14 protein-coding genes are annotated in these 16,876 nt (G+C 58.8%); 10 read left to right on the top strand and 4 right to left on the bottom strand.

What is annotated here, in order from left to right; all coding sequences use genetic code 11:
* Window positions 1–148 precede the first annotated feature (148 nt).
* Window positions 149–616, bottom strand: coding sequence for a hypothetical protein (locus I2G40_RS08235; protein WP_195544769.1), 468 nt, complete (start codon window positions 614–616; stop codon window positions 149–151).
* Between the two features lie 277 nt (window positions 617–893).
* Here I2G40_RS08235 and I2G40_RS08240 point away from each other — a divergent pair, with 277 nt between their 5' ends.
* On the top strand, window positions 894–1,325 hold the full coding sequence (locus tag I2G40_RS08240; protein ID WP_055310182.1) for an Hsp20/alpha crystallin family protein: 432 nt from the start codon (window positions 894–896) through the stop codon (window positions 1,323–1,325).
* Window positions 1,326–1,407: 82 nt separating this feature from the next.
* Here I2G40_RS08240 and I2G40_RS08245 read toward each other — a convergent pair whose 3' ends face one another.
* Window positions 1,408–2,217, bottom strand: a complete 810-nt coding sequence (locus tag I2G40_RS08245) for an MBL fold metallo-hydrolase (protein ID WP_195544770.1) — start codon at window positions 2,215–2,217, stop codon at window positions 1,408–1,410.
* A gap of 48 nt (window positions 2,218–2,265) precedes the next feature.
* Between I2G40_RS08245 and tilS the strand changes: the two genes are divergently transcribed.
* From tilS to I2G40_RS08270, 5 genes are all read left to right on the top strand, one after another.
* Entirely contained in the window at window positions 2,266–3,804 is a 1,539-nt protein-coding gene (gene tilS / locus I2G40_RS08250) for a tRNA lysidine(34) synthetase TilS (RefSeq protein ID WP_195544771.1), read from the top strand.
* 148 nt (window positions 3,805–3,952) lie between these two features.
* Complete coding sequence (gene hpt / locus I2G40_RS08255) at window positions 3,953–4,501, top strand: hypoxanthine phosphoribosyltransferase (RefSeq protein ID WP_006235600.1); 549 nt, start codon at window positions 3,953–3,955, stop codon at window positions 4,499–4,501.
* A gap of 1 nt (window position 4,502) precedes the next feature.
* Window positions 4,503–6,638, top strand: coding sequence for an ATP-dependent zinc metalloprotease FtsH (gene ftsH, locus I2G40_RS08260; protein WP_195544772.1), 2,136 nt, complete (start codon window positions 4,503–4,505; stop codon window positions 6,636–6,638).
* Between the two features lie 189 nt (window positions 6,639–6,827).
* A complete protein-coding gene (locus I2G40_RS08265; RefSeq protein ID WP_195544773.1) occupies window positions 6,828–8,012 on the top strand; it encodes a pyridoxal phosphate-dependent aminotransferase in 1,185 nt (394 codons plus the stop codon).
* 165 nt (window positions 8,013–8,177) lie between these two features.
* Window positions 8,178–8,999, top strand: coding sequence for a phosphatase (locus I2G40_RS08270; protein WP_022093941.1), 822 nt, complete (start codon window positions 8,178–8,180; stop codon window positions 8,997–8,999).
* 78 nt (window positions 9,000–9,077) lie between these two features.
* Here I2G40_RS08270 and rlmD read toward each other — a convergent pair whose 3' ends face one another.
* Complete coding sequence (gene rlmD / locus I2G40_RS08275; RefSeq protein WP_195544774.1) at window positions 9,078–10,526, bottom strand: 23S rRNA (uracil(1939)-C(5))-methyltransferase RlmD; 1,449 nt, start codon at window positions 10,524–10,526, stop codon at window positions 9,078–9,080.
* A gap of 349 nt (window positions 10,527–10,875) precedes the next feature.
* On the opposite strand from rlmD, the gene I2G40_RS08280 reads away from it, so the two are divergent.
* From I2G40_RS08280 to I2G40_RS08295, 4 genes are all read left to right on the top strand, one after another.
* Window positions 10,876–11,736, top strand: coding sequence for a transporter substrate-binding domain-containing protein (locus I2G40_RS08280; protein WP_195544775.1), 861 nt, complete (start codon window positions 10,876–10,878; stop codon window positions 11,734–11,736).
* Entirely contained in the window at window positions 11,736–12,389 is a 654-nt protein-coding gene (locus tag I2G40_RS08285) for an amino acid ABC transporter permease (RefSeq protein ID WP_006235606.1), read from the top strand. The genes I2G40_RS08280 and I2G40_RS08285 overlap by 1 nt, the downstream gene beginning before the upstream one ends.
* The gene (locus I2G40_RS08290) at window positions 12,382–13,146 is read left to right on the top strand and encodes an amino acid ABC transporter ATP-binding protein (RefSeq protein WP_055310177.1); all 765 of its coding nucleotides are present in this window, start codon (window positions 12,382–12,384) and stop codon (window positions 13,144–13,146) included. Before I2G40_RS08285 ends, I2G40_RS08290 begins: the two co-directional genes overlap by 8 nt.
* Window positions 13,147–13,443: 297 nt before the next feature.
* Window positions 13,444–15,519 (top strand): elongation factor G, encoded by a 2,076-nt coding sequence (locus I2G40_RS08295; protein ID WP_195544776.1) that lies wholly within the window; start codon window positions 13,444–13,446, stop codon window positions 15,517–15,519.
* A gap of 129 nt (window positions 15,520–15,648) precedes the next feature.
* Here the strand turns inward: I2G40_RS08295 and I2G40_RS08300 are convergent, their stop codons facing one another.
* Window positions 15,649–16,632, bottom strand: coding sequence for a DNA/RNA non-specific endonuclease (locus I2G40_RS08300; RefSeq protein ID WP_022093948.1), 984 nt, complete (start codon window positions 16,630–16,632; stop codon window positions 15,649–15,651).
* Window positions 16,633–16,876 lie beyond the last annotated feature (244 nt).

A 16,876-nucleotide genomic window follows, 5' to 3' on the forward strand; every position in this document is an offset into this window, starting at 1 on the left:
CCAGGGCGCCGCTGACCGGTGGACGGCACCGAGCCGTACGCTTGAACTGAGAAGGGGGAGGCCTCGCGGCCTCCCCCTTTTTTTGCGTTTATGGGGCGTAAATGACTCTATTACACCAGACGATCTTATCGTTTTTGGTATTGAGCCTTTATTTTAAGAAGATAAATCGAATAACAAGGGCAACTGCTATGGCCACAATGATCAAAAGCAGGATTGTCAGTCGATGCTGCTTGCGTCGTTTACTTGATGAAACGAAGATTGTTTTTCCCTGTTTTGGCGTTTCGAGATAGCGAGCCGAATGCGTCAAGGTTTGCTTTGGTCGAGGACCTCTTTGTTGATGAGTGGCGGATGCTTTCATCGGCTCATCACTAGCTGCGCTGTTTTTAGATAATGGTGCGTCTTTCAGATATACAGGGTCTCCCGAGGCGACGCCCATATGTTTACGCCCCGTTTGGGCATCCTCGAGTGTTTGATATCGATTTCTCGTCACATACTCGGGCTCCGGATCATTAATGGGCTCTTGCGAGATGTGGGGACGATGGAACCGTGGCGGCTGCGTGGAAGTATCTTCCCCCTGCGTCGGCATAAACATTTTGTTCTGGTTTTGGTCGTCCATGATGCCCTTTAGCTCGTTACCAACAACGTGTACGCGCTCATTGTAAGCCCCTTGTTATTTGTAGCTGGGGACATACTCGGTATTTAAGCTCTGGTTCAAAGAACCTTAACCTTCCTAAAACCTAAGTCATACGCACTTAGATATGCTTATAGTACTGGACTCAAAAAACTTTATAGTCGATGTATATATGAGCACTGGGTGGGCATATATAAGAGCGTCAAAAGAAGTCCCAGTCACCTGGAAGATGACTCGGCAGTCCTATAAAGGAGTGGTAAACATGGCAAGCATGGTTCCTTATCGTTCGGTTTTTGGCGTTCGTCCCTCTGCAAGCTCGCTGTTCGATCTGTTTGATGATATGAGCGACCTAGCGAACAGCTCGATTGCCTCTAAGGCGTTCCCCGTTGACGTTGAGGATAAGGGCGATGGCTATGAGGTCAAGGCTTATCTGACCGGCGTCGCCAAGGACGATATCGATGTCGAGCTTAACGAGGGCCGTCTGTCCATTAGCGTGAATGTCGAGGAAGACGAGGAGAACGAGGGCAAGAACTTCCTGCAGAAGGAGTTCAGCTCGTACAGCGCGACGCGTGGCGTGTATCTTAAGGACGCTTCGAGCGAGGGCCTCTCGGCTAAGTACGCTGACGGCATCCTGACCGTTACGGTTCCCAAGATCGTCGAGAAGAAGAACGTTACGAAGATCTCCATCGAATAACTTCGTTGGTGTTCTTCGCTATTAAAAGACAACAAAAGGGGCTGGGAAGCGATTCCCGGCCCCTTTTGTTGTTTAGGACAGTCTATTGAATGGTTGCCGGTTGATACTGACTCGCAGGGCGTATCGAGAGTTTTCGCGATCCTTGGAGAAGGGTTGCGGAGCTGCCGACCTCGTCATCCAGGGTTGCGGCCAGAGCTTTGGCATAGCTTTTGACGGTAAGGCTCGGACGATTGTTATCTTGGCTGATATGCATGGCAATGAGCTGTTCGGTGCGATCGGTAACAAGTTCGCGCGCGGCTTCGGCGGCTTGGCCATTGGAGAGGTGTCCCCTTTCAGACAGGATGCGCTCCTGAAGAAAGCGGGGATATTCTCCCTCGCGCAGCATGGTCACATCGTGGTTGCTTTCGAGTGCGAGGACTCGACAATCTTTGAGGGTGTTCATGGCTTGGCTCGATAGCTCTCCGGTGTCGGTGGCAAAGCCGATGGAATCATCGAGGGTGTCGAATCGATAGCCGACTGGATTGATGACATCGTGTGACGTTGAGTAGGTTTGCACGTGGATGCCGGCAATGGATAGGGTGTCACCGGGATCGAATTCCTCGACAGGCAGATGCGAAAGATTTTCTTTGCTCGAAAGAGTGCCCCTGCTGGCAAAGAGGGGGCCGTGCCAGTGCTTGCACCAGACATCGAGGCCCTTGATGTGATCGCTATGCTCATGAGTAATGAGAAGAGCCGAGACGTTGTCTGCCGAGAGCCTCAGTTCTGCCATGCGCTTTAATGTCTCGCGGGGAGACAGTCCGTCATCGACCATAATGAGCCCCTGCGGGCCCTCGATGAGTGCGCAGTTGCCTTTAGAGCCACTGCCGAGGATATGAAGGTGCAGGCAAGACATAAGATTCCAAAGGATACAATGGGTGCGGACGAATAAAGGAGGAAGCGAATGCCAACGGTATCACAGCATTACGGACACCATGCCGTGCCTGGGGCAGTCGATGAGACCCGGACGAGGCAGCAGGCAGCTCCTGTCGTGCTCATGGTATCAGGCGGCGCGGACTCGACGGCACTGCTTCTTATGGCGTGCACATCAAAGCTGGATATCCAAGACGGACGCGGTGTTGCCCCCATTGCTCGCGAGCGCCTGCATGTGCTGCATGTAAACCATCATCTGCGCGGCAAGGCGTCCGATGGCGACGAGGCCTTTGTGCGTGAGCTCTGCGCGCAATATGGTTTACCGCTGTGTGTGGAGCACGCTTATTTTGATGGGGAGTCGGGCAATATTGAGGCCGCGGCCCGCGAGGTGCGCTATGCCGCGGCGCGGAGGTATGTTCGCGAACTCTGCGCCCAGACGGGGGCGCCGCGAACGGCGGCTCGTATCTGCACCGCGCACACGTCTTCGGATCGCGCGGAAACGTTTTTGATGAACGCGATTAAGGGTTCGGGGCCCGCTGGTCTATCGAGCATTCCTCGCCGGAGGAATATCGTGGTGCGTCCCTTGCTCGACCTAACTCATGGCGAGCTTGTGGGCTATCTACAGGTACATGGTCAGCCGTGGCGTGAAGACGAGAGCAATGAGGATATCTCGTATCTGCGAAACTACGTGCGCCATCGGGTAATGCCAGTGGTGGCACAGCGTAATGCGAGCGTGTGCAAGACGATTGGCGCCGCCTGTGAGATCTTGGGTGACGAAGACGCGTTTCTATCCCAGCTGTCGGCGCAGGCGTTTCGAAGCTGCCTGCGCAAGGAGGCGGCGGGCGCGCTAGTGCTCGATGCCAGACGCCTTGCTGCGGCCGAGGTGGTAATCGCGCGGCGCATCGTGCGACTGGCGATTAAGCGCATCGATCCGGACGCTCGTCCAGAGATGCGACATGTGGAGCGAGTCCTTTCCTGCGTTGCCGAGGGCGCCGGCTCGGTCGCGCTTCCGGCGGGGATTGACGCACGCATTGAGTTTGGCATGCTGGCGTTTAAGGCGCCGGCGGCTCGCGAGGGCCTGGTCGCGGACTGGGTTACCGTACCCGGTCGTTTGCCGTTGGGCGGGGGACGTATGCTGGTCACAGAACCGATGGCCGTTGAGCCGGGATGCGATATCGTGCGTCGCGCCCGTGAGCTTGCAGCTGCCGGGGAAGTGACAGCTTTGGTAGACGCGGCTGCCCTGGGTTTTGCCGACAGCGATAGTGAGCGGATCCTGGCGGGCTCGCGTGGCAAGATCCCTGTCGAGGCGCGATTGGCGCGCCTGTGGGTGGACGGTCCCGCACCGGGAGACGTGATGTGCCCGTTAGGGATGAGTGGCCGAAGCAAGAAAGTATCCGACTTGCTAGGCGAGGCTCGCATTCCCGTTTCCGAGCGCGCCGGCGTGCCCATGGTGAGGACGGCGCCGGGAGGTGCCGTGGTGTGGGTCGCCGGAGTTCGCGCGGACGAGCGTTTTAAGTGCACGGCCGCAACGCGCGTGGCATATCTGCTTCGTGTGGTCGATGCGGAATAGCGTCCTACGCCAGCTATTCTGTGCGGCGTTGACGGTATTCCCGCGCTGATGGTGCGCGGGCTGGAAAATATACCCCGTGCGCTGCTAGAATGTGTAGTTCGCGTCCATACGGCGGTGTGTGGGCGATTAAGCACAAGAAAGGGTTGTCATGGCTTCTCAACATCCGGATATCGAGAAGGTTCTGTTTACGCAGGAGGATATCGACGGCATCGTTTCTCGCCTGGGCGAGGAGATCACTCGCGACTACGCGGGTAAGGATCTGGTGCTGATCGCGGTTCTGCGCGGTGCCGTTGTCTTTATGGGCGACCTGATGCGCAAGATTGAGCTACCGACCAACATCGATTTCATGGCTGTTTCGAGCTATGGCGACGGTGTGAAGTCTTCGGGCATCGTGCGTATCATTAAGGATCTGGATATCGACATCCGTGGTCGCGACGTGCTGATCGTCGAGGACATTCTGGACTCGGGCCTGACCCTCAAGTACCTGATGAAGAACCTCGAGAGCCGCAAGCCCGCTTCGCTGGAGGTCGCTGCCTTCCTGTGGAAGGACGTTGAGGACCGCACCTCGGCCATCACGCCCAAGTATGTTGGAACCCATTGCCCCGATGCCTTTGTGGTGGGCTACGGCCTCGACTATGCCGAGCGCTATCGTAACCTTCCGTATCTGGGCATTTTGAAACCGGAGGTTTATTCGTAAGATGCCCGACGACCATAACGATAACAATTCCCAGACTCCCCGGGAGCCTAAGATCCCGGGGATGCCCGGAGGCAAGAAGCCCACGCGTACGGGCTGGCTGTATTTTCTTTTGGCTTGCGCGCTTCTGGGCTATGCCTTCTTTAATATGGGTTCCGGCTTTGCCAGCTCCAGCAATACCGTTAAGCTCGCGACGAGCGAGATGGTCAGCGCCATCAAGCAGGATTGCGTCGAAGATCTGACCTATACGGTTCAAGACGGAAGCGTGACGGGTCATTACTGGAAGACAAAAAAGGACAAGGGCGATACGAGCGAGCTCAAGAGCTTCTCTTCGACCTATGTCGGCTCCGATTCGCTTGCCGAGCTCATGGCGGAGCACCCCGATACCAAGTACATCGTCAACACCAACGATCCCGATTTTTGGGGCGACTTGGCGATGAGTGTGCTTCCGACGATCGCCCTTATCGCCATCATGTTCTACTTTATGCGCCAGATGATGGGCGCCAACAACAGGAACATGCAGTTTGGCAAGACCAACGCCAAGACCAACGAGGCCACACGCCCCAAGGTCAAGTTTGAAGACGTTGCCGGAGTGGACGAGGCAGTCGAGGAGCTCGAGGAGATCCGTGACTTTTTGAGCGATCCGGATCGCTATCGCAAGCTGGGCGCCAAGATCCCGCGTGGCGTGTTGCTGGTTGGCCCTCCGGGCACCGGTAAAACGCTGCTGGCCAAGGCCGTTGCCGGCGAGGCGGGCGTGCCGTTCTTTAGCATCTCGGGTTCCGACTTTGTCGAGATGTTCGTAGGTGTCGGCGCCAGCCGTGTGCGTGACCTCTTTAAGGAGGCCAAGTCCCAGGCCCCGTCGATCATCTTCATCGATGAGATCGATGCCGTGGGACGTCAGCGCGGAGCTGGCTTGGGCGGCGGTCACGACGAGCGCGAGCAGACGCTCAACCAGCTGCTGGTCGAGATGGACGGCTTTGAGGAAAGCGAGTCGGTCATCCTGATCGCCGCCACCAACCGCCCCGACATTCTGGATCCGGCGCTGCTGCGTCCCGGTCGTTTTGACCGTCAGGTTACGGTCGACCGTCCGGATGTGAAGGGCCGCGAGCAGATCTTGCGCATGCATGCCGAGAACAAGCCGATGGACGAGGACGTTAAGTTTGAGAAGCTCGCCCAGATGACCGTTGGCTTCACTGGTGCCGATCTGGCAAATCTGCTCAACGAGTCTGCGCTGTTGGCTGCCCGCCGCCATCGTTCCGTGATCTCGATGGACGAGGTCGAGGAATCGATGGAGCGCGTGATTGCCGGACCGCAGCGCAAGGGTCGCGTGATGACCGAGGCCGAGCGCACCACGATTGCCTACCACGAGAGCGGTCACGCCCTGGTGGGTCACATCCTGGAACACTCCGATCCGGTCCACAAGATCTCGATCGTCAGCCGCGGCCAGGCGCTGGGCTACACGCTGCAGCTTCCGCAGGAGGACCACTTCCTCAAGACCAAGAACGAGATGCTCGACGAGCTCGCCGTGTTCTTGGGCGGTCGCGTTGCCGAGGAGCTCATGTGCGATGACATCACGTCGGGCGCGAGCAACGATCTGGAGCGCGCAACCAAGATGGCGCGCGAGATGGTCACGCGCCTGGGCATGAGCGAGGAGCTGGGCACGCAAGTGTTTGGCGAGGCGCAACATCAGGTGTTCCTTGGTCGCGATTACGCCGATCACCAGGATTACTCCGAGGAGACGGCGCGCCGCATCGATATCGAGGTCCAGCGCATTATGCGTGAGGCCCATCGTCGTGCGGTCGAGATTCTGGACGCCCGTCGCGATCAGCTCGATCTGATGGCGAAGGTGCTGCTTGAGCGCGAGACCGTCGAGGGCGACGCCGTGAACGCCCTGCTCGACAACGAGTGGAATGCCTACCTTGAGCGCGAGGGCGATATCCTGGCGGCCAAGGAGGAGCGCAATGCCAAGGCGGCCGGCATGCCGACCAAGAAGCGCGTGCCTCGAATGAGCGAGGAGGAGCTGGCGGCTGATGCCGCGGCCTTTGCGCAGGCGGCCATGCAGGAGGATGCCGAAGCCGCATCCGATGATGCTGACGATGACCATGCCGTCGTCGATGCCGACACCGACGCCGACAAATAGTCTTTGTGGCGAAAGCCTCCGCGGGGAAACCTGCGGAGGCTTTTTCTTTTGAGCGATATGGGGCCGTCTGTTGATTGGGGACAGACTTAAATGAGCGTTTTCACGCATTTAAGTCTGTCCCCAATCAACATTGCTGCGGCACTTTGCTCGGCTAAAGCGTACAATAGCGCCTATGCGAAAGGGGAACAGATGATCAACGAAACTATGTATGCTCGCGGTGCGGAAAGCTCCATCATCCGTGAGATTTTTAGCTATGGCCTTGAGCGCAAGGCGCAGATCGGTGCGGAAAACGTATTCGATTTTTCGCTGGGCAATCCGAGCGTTCCGGCACCCGCTGCTGTGGCGGAGTCCATTAAGAAGGCCCTGGAGCTGCCGAGCGACCAGCTGCACGGCTACACGCCCGCACCGGGCCTGCCGCAATGTCGTGCCGCTGTGGCCGAATCGCTCAACCGCCGCTTTGGCACGAGCTATGAGGGCAAAGACGTCTTTATGACGGTGGGTGCCGCGGCTTCGCTCACCTGCGCGCTCAACGCCGTTACGAATCCGGGCGACGAGGTTATTGTTATCGCCCCGTACTTTCCGGAGTATCGCGTTTGGATTGAGAAGGCCGGCTGCACGTGTGTCGAGGCGCTTGCCAACGAGGACACATTCCAGCTGAGCGAGGATAACGTATTCAAGGCGATCACCGACAAGACGGCGGCCGTCATTATCGACTCGCCCAACAACCCGACCGGTGCCGTATATACGCGCGACACGCTGACGCGACTGGCCAATGTTCTGCGCGAGGCCAACGCTCAGCGCGATCCCGAGAATCCGATTATGCTCATCTCGGATGAGCCGTACCGCGAGATCGTGTACGGTGCCGAGGTGCCTTGGGTGCCCTCGATCTACGAGCACACCATCGTGTGCTACTCGTATTCCAAGTCGCTGTCGCTGCCGGGTGAGCGCGTGGGGTGGATCTTGGTTCCCAACACCAATCCGCAGGCTGCCCGTCTGATGCCGGCCGTTGCCGGTGCCGCCCGTACGCTGGGCTTCGTGTGCGCGCCGGCGCTCTTTCAGCGCGTAATTATCGACTGCATCGATGAGCCGAGTGACGTTGAGGCCTATGCACGCAACCGCACCGCGCTTACCGACGCACTAGCGGAGTATGGCTACACCTATGTTGAGCCGGATGGCGCGTTCTACCTATGGGTGAAAGCATTGGAGCCCGATGCGAATGCGTTTTGCGAGCGCGCAAAGAAGTATGAGTTGCTTGCGGTTCCCTCGGACAGCTTTGGTATGCCGGGTTGGTTCCGCCTGGGCTATTGCGTGAGCTACGAAACGATTGTCAATTCGCTACCCGCTTGGAAACAGTTGGCGGACGAGTATCGTTAAAAGTAAAGCGCTCTGCCTACAATGTTTTACGTGAAACGGGGTTTGGTGTTAAGCCGGACCCCGTTGTCATGGACGTTGTGTCTTTGGGATGGAGTGGTTTTACGACTATCGAAGGCTATGTGTACAATGAATATAAGCGACGGCCGTGCCAGATAAGGAGACCTGATGCCCTACCTGCTTTCTTGTGACATTCATACCCATACGATGTTCTCTGCGCATGCATATTCGACCATTGAGGAGAATGTGTACTGGGCGGCAGAGCGTGGTCTGCAGGTGCTCGGATCTGCCGACCATTTGAGCTCTATGGTTACGGCTTGCCCCAATGACCTGCGCAGTTACCAGTTCTTTATCAACCAGGATATCTGGCCGCGCATTTGGAGCGGCGTGCTGGTGCTGCGTGGTGCCGAGGCCGATATCGTTTCGCTGGACGGAAGCCTGTTTGGCGAGGACACTCCTGTCACGCTCGATATTGCCGGCGATTCGTACAGCCGTCAGCATTCGCTGTTCGATTTGGTTACGCGTAATTTGGATTATTTGGTTGCGAGCGTGCATAATCCGCAGATTGCTGAGGGCGCGACGCTGGCCCAGACGACCGAGATGTATATCAATGCCCTGGAGCACCCCAAGGTGTTCATGCTGGGTCACACGGGGCGTTCGGGCGTGCCGTTCGATATCGACGAGGTGCTGTTGGCAGCTAAGGCCAAGCACAAGATTATCGAGATCAACAACCATAGTCTTGAACACGGTGTCGACACTGAGCATTGGGCCGTATGCCGCAAGATTGCCGAGCGCTGCGCCGAGCTGGGCGTGGGCATTGGCGTGTCGACCGATGCCCACATTGGCATGGCCATTGGCAAGCTCGATCACGCGCGCAAGATGCTCGACGAGATTCACTTCCCACTGGATTTGATCGTGACGCGCGACCGCGAGACGCTGCTGTGCGAGATGGCGGCAGCCGGCGTGTGCGATCTGCGCAATGGGATGTAGCGGAGTTTATAAACCAAGCGAAGGGGGCGGCCCAGGCGGGTCGCCCCCTTTCTTGTCCCAAAAATCTACTGAGGTTGGTTAGCAGCGTTCGAGGACCGCTACGGTTTCGGTGTGGTCGGTGTGAGGGAACATGTCGACTGGCGTGATCTTGAGCAGGCGATAGCCTCCGTCGAGGAGCTGGTGCAGGTCGCGCTCTTGGGTCACGGGGTTGCAGCTGATATAGGTGATGCGGCGCGGCTTAAGTGCGCAGGCAGCTTCGAGGAACTCGGGCGTGGAGCCGGCGCGCGGCGGGTCGATGGAAAGAACGTCGACGCGTTCGTTGTTGTCGGCGGCATCCAGGATGTAGTCGGTGGCGTCGTCGGCCATAAACCAAGCGCTGCGGGTGAGGCCGTTGAGCTCGGCATTGCGACGTGCGTCGGCAATGCCCGCCGGGTTGCGCTCAACGCCGAGCAGCATAATGCCGATACCCTTGTTCTGGGCATCTTTAGCTGCGCAAAGACCGATGGTACCGCTGCCGCAGTAGGCATCCATGAGCACATCGCCCTGGTGCAAATCCATGCCGTCGATAGCGAGCTGATAGAGCAGCTCGGTCTGTTGCGGGTTGGTCTGATAAAACGCGGTGGGGGAGATGTCGAATTCGCAGCCGAGCAGCTGGTCGCGCATGCATTCGGCGCCATACACGATGCGGGTTTCCTCGCCGAGGATGGCGTTGCCGGGGCGTCCGTTGATGTTTTGGGCGACGGTGACGATGCGCGGATCGAGTGCGGCGACAGCCTCAAAGAACTCCTGCGCATGCGGCAAGTCGCGCTGAGCGGTCACGAGCGTGACCATGACCTGGTCGGTACGCCAACCGCAGCGGACGACGGCATAGCGAAGCAAACCAAGATGCTTGTCCTCATTAAAGGCGGGAATATGCAGCCGCTCAGCTTCGCGTGCGATGCCGTTGAGAATCTGACGGGCGCCCGGTGCCTCGACGGGGCATTCGGGTACGGCAACGATCTTGTGCGTGCCGCGCTCAAAGAAACCGCAACGGACAGCGCCCTCCTTACCGGGAGCAAAGGGAGTGGCGGCCTTATGGCGAAAACCGCGCGGCGCAGGATATTTGCCCGGGTCGCCCAGGGTGACACCCATGCCACGAATAGGATCTACAGCAATGCCCTCACGCTCACAAAGCGAAGCAAAAAGCTCCTCCATAGCAGCCTGCTTAGCTGCCAACTGCTTTTTATAAGGACGATTGAGCGCCGTGCACCCACCGCAAGATTTCATGATCGAACAGGGAGACTTGGGGTCCACGGCCTTACGCGCAGACGAAACCCGATCTTTATGCGAGCGCTTGGAACGAGTCTGAGGCGCTTTATCCCCGCCTCGACGAGAGTCAGAACGCTTGGCCTTAGCCTTGCCCTTGGCCGACTTACCCTTCGCGTCCTGAGACGACTTGGATTTCTTAGAAGATTTTTTCTCCTCTGACCCCTCAGCCGCCTCGATCAAAGCACGACGAGCCTTACGCTCCGCACGAGATTCTGCCATGAATTAACCCCACTAATTTACAAATTGAAATCTGAAAGCATTGTACCGTGCCAAGTTAGCAGACGATATGCAAGCGCCCATTTCATGTCAGCGATAAGTCCAACGATGTTTGCCCGGCGTGGGCGGGGAGCGGCGCGTAATTAAGTTTATCGCGAGTTCCGCACGCAAAGGAAAGCACTTAATGTGCTTTCCGTCTTGCGCAGGACTGTAGAGCAGGAAACTTAATTACGCGCCGCTCCCCGCCCACGCCGGGCAACCTCTCCCTTGTACTTTATCAAGGTAGAGTGTATGATTCTGGACGTTACACGACTCACTTTACTTAACTAAAGTGCCATCAAGGGGGAATACCATGAACACCGATATGTCTCGTCGTCAGTTTGTTGGTCTAGCCGGCTCGCTCGCCACGGTGCTGGGCCTTGGTCTTGTCGGTTGCGGCGGTGGTGCCGGCAAGGGCTCTGCTGCCGGTTCTGCCGCAGCCAAGGATGTGAAGGGCGCTGCGGAGTCCAAGAAGCTCGTGGTGGGCTTTGATAAGTCCTATCCTCCGTACGGCTTTGTGGGCGACGATGGCGAGTACACCGGCTTTGATCTCGATCTGGCCAAGGCTGTTGCCGATAAGCAGGGCTGGGAGGTCAAATACGAGGCCATCGACTGGGACGCCAAGGATACGCTGCTTAACTCGGGCGCCATCAACTGCATCTGGAACGGCTTTACCATGGAGGGCCGTGAGGACGACTACACGTTCTCCGAGCCGTACATGCTCAACGAGCAGGTGCTGGTGGTAAAGAAGGATGCAGGCGTCAAGAGCTGGGACGATCTTGCCGGCAAGACCGTGATTACCCAGACCGATTCCGCTGCGCAGGATGTGCTCGAGGGTGACCAGAAGGATCTGGCGGCGACGTTTGCCACGCTCGACACGATCGGCGAGTACAACACGGCCTTTATGCAGCTCGAGAGCGGCGCGGTCGATGCCGTGGCGTGCGATCTTTCGATTGCCCAGTATCAGCTTGCCGCCAAGCCCGATGCCTATACGCAGCTTGATGAGCCGCTGTCCAGCGAGCACTACGCCGTTGGCTTTAAGAAGGGCGACACCAAGTCGGCCGATGCTGTAGCCGAGTCGCTCAAGGCGCTCTACGAGGACGGCACGGTCAAGGACCTCTGCGATAAATATTCAAGCTATGGTTTGTCTTTCGATAATTGGGTGCTCAAGTAATGTCTATTCAGGTCATGATGCAGATGCTTGGCCAGGGATTCTTGGTCAGTTTGCAGTTGTTTGTGCTGACACTGCTGGGGTCGATTCCGCTGGGAATCCCCGTGGCGTTTATGCGCATGAGCAAAATCGCGCCGCTTCGCTGGATTGCGCGCATCTACATTTCGGTCATGCGCGGTACGCCGCTCATGCTGCAGATGTTTGCCATCTACTTTGCCCCGTACTACGTGTTTGGCATTTCGCTCACGCCCGATTCCAAGTGGACGGCGTGCGTCGTGGCGTTCATCATCAACTACGCCGGTTACTTTGCCGAGATCTATCGCTCGGGCTTGCAGTCCATTCCGCGCGGTCAATACGAGGCTGCCGAGGTGCTGGGCTATTCGCGCGTGCAGACGTTTCTGTATATCGTGATGCCGCAGGTCGCCAAGCGTATTCTGCCGGCGATGGGCAACGAGATCATCACGCTGGTCAAGGACACGTCGCTGGCGTTTGCCATTGGCGTGGGTGAGATGTTCTCGACGGCCAAGGCGCTGGTCGCCTCGCAGGTGAGCATGGTGCCGTTTGCGATCGCGGCGCTGATTTACTGGGTCTTTAATTTCGTCGTCGAGATGCTGCTGGGCGCCGCCGAGAAAAAATTGGATTACTACCATGATTAATTCGGTAATGAATATATCGAACGCGCGTAAGGCGTTTGGCGGCAATGAGGTGCTCAAGGATATCTCGCTTGAGGTGAAGCGTGGCGAGGTCGTGGCGATTATCGGGCCTTCGGGTGGCGGCAAGTCCACGCTGCTGCGGTGTGCCACGCTGCTCGAGACACTCGACGGAGGCTCGCTCTCGTTTGGCGACCTTGCCGTTGCGACGGATGCGGGTTCGGGCGCGGTCTATGCGAAGGGCGATGTGCCCAAGCAGGCGCGCTCGCGATTCGGCCTGGTGTTCCAAAATTACAACCTGTTCCCGCACTATACGGTGATGAAAAACATCACCGATGCGCCGATTCGCGTGCTTAAGCGTCCGCGCGAGCAGGCGGAAGCCCGCGCTCACGAGCTGATTGCACAAATGGGGCTGACGGGCAACGAGAACAAGGTGCCGTGTGAGCTTTCGGGCGGTCAGCAACAGCGTGTGAGTATCGCCCGCGCCCTGGCGCTCGATCCGGAAATCTTATTCTTTGACGAGCCGACCTCGGCGCTCGATCCCGAGCTAACGGCCGAGGTGCTGCGTGTCATTAAAGACCTGGCGGCGCAGAATATGACGATGGTGATCGTGACCCATGCGATGCAGTTTGCGCGCGATGTTGCCGATCGCGTGGTCTTTATGGACGGAGGCCGCATTGTCGAGGAGGGCCCGGCCGAGCAGGTTATCGATCATCCGCGTGAGCAACGTACCCGTGAGTTCTTGAGTCGTATCGAGGGCTAAGCTCAGCTATGTATTGAGAAGAAGCCGCCGCGGGTCTTATGGACTGCGGCGGCTTTTATTTGTATCGATGGGGTTTAATAATCGCCTGGCATACTTGCTCCGTCCTCTCGCCGCCTGTATTCATACGTGCGCCGAAAGGTATGCATGGACAGCCGCCCGTGAGGGTAGGGTGGTGGCATAGGACATTTGGAGGGTGAGTCGGCTCGGCTGCCGACCATGCTGCTCCCGGGATGGCACCGACCGCGAACTCTCCCCGTTGGCGTCGCGCATTGCGCGCGGCCCTGCAAGGAGGTCATCATGGGTGCTCCCAAGACCGGTAACGTAAGGAACGTGGTGCTCGTAGGCCAAGGCGGGGTGGGCAAGACTTCACTCGCCGAGGCCATGCTCCACCTTTCCGGCAAGACCGCCCGCCTGGGCGGCCACGACGGCACCAAGCCCACGCTCGACTATGACCCCGAAGAGGTCAAGCGTGCATTTTCCATCTCGACGACCATCGCGCCGATCGACTGGAAGGGCGCGCGCATCAATGTGCTCGATGCCCCGTGCTACCCCGATTTTATCGGCGACGCCTTTGCCGCGATGAGCGTCTGCGAGACGGCTCTGTTTGTGGTCGACGCCGAGGCCGGCCCGCAGCCTACGACGGTTAAGCTCTGGTATGCCGCCGAGGACCTGCGACTGGCGCGTGCGGTGTTCGTAAACCGCCTGTCGCGCTCCGAGGCCAGCTTTGCGACCACGATGGACCTGCTGCAAGAGCGCTTTGGCACGCGCCTGGGCGCCGTGACCCTTCCCTGGGGCGAGGGCGAGGACTTTGACGGCATCATCGACCTGGTGCGCATGAAGGCGCGCCATTGCAACGGCACCGAAGCCGTTGAGTCGGAGATTCCCGAGGAGTATCGTGCCCAGGCCGAGGAAGCCCATGACCATCTGTGCGAGCTGGTGGCCGAGGCTGACGACGAACTGATGATGAAGTACTTGGAAGGCGAGGAGACGCTGACGCAGGAGGAGCTTGAAGGCCTGCTGTCGAAGGCGATCGCCGAGCGCATCTTTGTGCCGGTCTTTGCGGGCGATTGCATTAAGGAGCAGGGCGTCAACTCGCTGATGGACGACATCGCCACATACTTCCCGGCGCCGACCGACTACGGCGAGATGCCGCTTATCGACGGCGATTCGCTCAAGATTTCAAGCGACGATGATCGTCCGGTGGCGTTTGTGTTTAAGACCCTGGCCGATCCGCAGCAGGGTCGCATCAGCTTTATTAAGGTGCTGACGGGTACGCTTGAGCCGGGCCTTGAGCTGGTCAACGCGCGCACGCGCAAGGGCGACCGTCTGGCTCACCTGTATGTGATGTGCGGCCGCGACATGACCGAGGTCGGTCACGCCTATGCCGGCGACATTATCGTGGCACCCAAGCTGGCGGCCGAGACGGGCGATACGCTCTCGATTACCGGCAAGGTCGAGGCTGCGGCGTTTAAGTTCCCCAACTCGCAGTACCGCATCGCCATCGAGGCCGAGAATCGCGGCGACGAAGAGAAGCTCTACACGTTTATCGAGAAGGCCTGCAAGGCCGATCCGACCATGAGCATCGATCGTGACGAGGAGACGGGCCAGACCATTATCTCCGCCGTTGGTGAGGCGCAGGTTTCGGTGCTGCTCAACCGTTTGGAGGATCGCACCAAGGTCGTGGCCAAGAGCGTGCCGATCCGCATTCCGTATCGCGAGACCATTCGCCGTACGGCAAGCGCGCAGGGCCGCCACAAGAAACAGACTGGCGGTGCCGGTCAGTATGGCGACTGCTGGCTGCGCGTTGAGCCGCTCATTGGGCCCGACGGCACGAGCGATGGCTATGAGTTTGTAGACGAGGTCGCGGGTGGCCGCATCCCGCGCTCGCTCATCCCCGCCGTGGACAAGGGTGTCCAGGAGACCATGAAGGACGGCATCATTGCCGGCTACCCGCTCACGGGCATTCGCGTGGCTGTGTACGACGGCTCGTATCACAGCGTCGACTCCAACGAGATGGCGTTCCGCGCGGCGGCTCGCATCGGCCTGCGCAAGGCGTGCGCCGATGCCGACCCGGTGGTGCTGGAGCCCATCGAGGAAATCACGGTGACTATTCCCGAAAGCTACGCCGGCGCTGTGATGGGCGACATCTCGGCATCGCGCGGTCGCGTGACGGGTATGGAGACCGATGAGCGCGGCGACACCGTGGTCATTGCCCAGGCGCCGCTGGCAGAGCTGACGGATTATTCGACGCGCCTGCGCTCTATCACGCGCGGCACGGGTGACTTTACCATGAAGCCCGCTGGCTACGAGCAGGTTCCCTACGATGTTCAGGCCAAGCTGGTCGAGCGCTATGAGGAGGGCCGCGCCAAGTAGCGTGTGGTTTTGCCTGCAATGTGGACGCTGACGAAAAGGCCGCCCTGGGTAATCCAGGGCGGCCTTTTTTGATCCCATGGGGACGGAGGAAAACGAATCATTTTTGGGTTACGGGCGGTGCGGTCGGCACTAGTCTCCGGATGCCTGGTTGCGGCCGGTGGCGTAGTCGATCTGCACGTGCGGCTGCAGGTTGTAGCAGTACACGTGGAAGCAGAGGGTCTTGCCGTGGTCCTCGACCGATTGCGCCTCAAGGCGCACGCCGCGGCAGACAAGTTCCTCTTCGTTATACATGGGTGTGACGCGATAGAGCACGTGGTTGCCCGTCTCGCGGATGTAGCCGAGAATCTGCTCCTCAAACGGCAGCATGCCTGTCTCGTTGAGATAACGCGTGCCGGTGAGGAGATTCTTGCGGTTGGCGTTTTCGCCGCAGAGCGACCAGGCGATGAGATGGCAGCGGTTGTAGAGGCTCTGGCCCGGAATAAAGTCGTAGCGCTGCTGGCGCCATCCAGCGGGATGGATACGCGAGATATCGCCGCGCTCGCCTTGACCGAGTGATTCGGGGCCCACGCAGGCGAGCGCTTTGCGGGTGCGGCCCAGGCTGTCAAGCTTGGAGAACTTCTTAAAGCAACCCTCTTCTGTAGCGCGCTCGTATTCATCGAGCGTGAATGATGGTGTGCCGAGCGGGTGCGTGCTGTCGGCGCGCAGGGCAACGTAGGGGTTGCCGGCGTAGTCGGGAATGCTGCTGAGATAAACACCGCGGGCGCGGTTGAGGTCGGGGTTTTCGACCTCGTCGATGGGGGTGGCGGCGCTGTCCGCGGAAGCGCCGTCGCCGGTGTCGGTTGTGGCGGAATCGGAGCCATCGCCAGAGTCCTGGCTGTTTTGAGGGTCCGGGGAGCTCGCCGTTCCTGATTCGAGCCGATCGACCAGGTCCGCCTCGTCGTCGGTGCGGCTGGGACTTTCGTTTTGTTTTTCGGCCAGAGCTGCCGCCTGTTCATCACTTTGCGGCGACAACAACTTGGGCGCTCCGTCGAGCGACCCTGTGAACAGCGCAAACCCCAGCACCACGGCGGCGCCGATGGAAAGTACTTGCTTGTAGGCGGACTTGCGCGACATTGCGGCTCCTGGATGGACGGTTGGGAATCTACCAGTCTAGCAGGAGCCGGCAGGGGCCGTTCTGTCGAACAAATACTCAAGATTTGGGATAGACGCTACTGATTCATTTGCCTCATATGGAGCTGCGGTGGTTGTGTATGTGGGGCTATTTTGCGTTTCCCCAGATAAAACCCGCCAAAATAAACCTGTCCCTTTTTGGCAGGTTAATCGGGGGACTATTTCACCGCAACTTAGGGCACGGTTA

This window comes from Collinsella aerofaciens, from assembly GCF_015558785.1.
Taxonomy (GTDB): domain Bacteria; phylum Actinomycetota; class Coriobacteriia; order Coriobacteriales; family Coriobacteriaceae; genus Collinsella; species Collinsella aerofaciens_P.

Coding starts and splice junctions, on each gene's coding strand:
- I2G40_RS08285 (WP_006235606.1), top strand. CDS start 11,736: ATGTCTATTCAGGTCATGATGCAGATGCTTGGCCAGGGATTCTTGGTC.
- I2G40_RS08270 (WP_022093941.1), top strand. CDS start 8,178: ATGCCCTACCTGCTTTCTTGTGACATTCATACCCATACGATGTTCTCT.
- hpt (WP_006235600.1), top strand. CDS start 3,953: ATGGCTTCTCAACATCCGGATATCGAGAAGGTTCTGTTTACGCAGGAG.
- I2G40_RS08240 (WP_055310182.1), top strand. CDS start 894: ATGGCAAGCATGGTTCCTTATCGTTCGGTTTTTGGCGTTCGTCCCTCT.
- I2G40_RS08280 (WP_195544775.1), top strand. CDS start 10,876: ATGAACACCGATATGTCTCGTCGTCAGTTTGTTGGTCTAGCCGGCTCG.
- I2G40_RS08295 (WP_195544776.1), top strand. CDS start 13,444: ATGGGTGCTCCCAAGACCGGTAACGTAAGGAACGTGGTGCTCGTAGGC.
- I2G40_RS08300 (WP_022093948.1), bottom strand. CDS start 16,632: ATGTCGCGCAAGTCCGCCTACAAGCAAGTACTTTCCATCGGCGCCGCC.
- ftsH (WP_195544772.1), top strand. CDS start 4,503: ATGCCCGACGACCATAACGATAACAATTCCCAGACTCCCCGGGAGCCT.
- I2G40_RS08290 (WP_055310177.1), top strand. CDS start 12,382: ATGATTAATTCGGTAATGAATATATCGAACGCGCGTAAGGCGTTTGGC.
- rlmD (WP_195544774.1), bottom strand. CDS start 10,526: ATGGCAGAATCTCGTGCGGAGCGTAAGGCTCGTCGTGCTTTGATCGAG.
- I2G40_RS08265 (WP_195544773.1), top strand. CDS start 6,828: ATGATCAACGAAACTATGTATGCTCGCGGTGCGGAAAGCTCCATCATC.
- tilS (WP_195544771.1), top strand. CDS start 2,266: ATGCCAACGGTATCACAGCATTACGGACACCATGCCGTGCCTGGGGCA.
- I2G40_RS08245 (WP_195544770.1), bottom strand. CDS start 2,217: ATGTCTTGCCTGCACCTTCATATCCTCGGCAGTGGCTCTAAAGGCAAC.
- I2G40_RS08235 (WP_195544769.1), bottom strand. CDS start 616: ATGGACGACCAAAACCAGAACAAAATGTTTATGCCGACGCAGGGGGAA.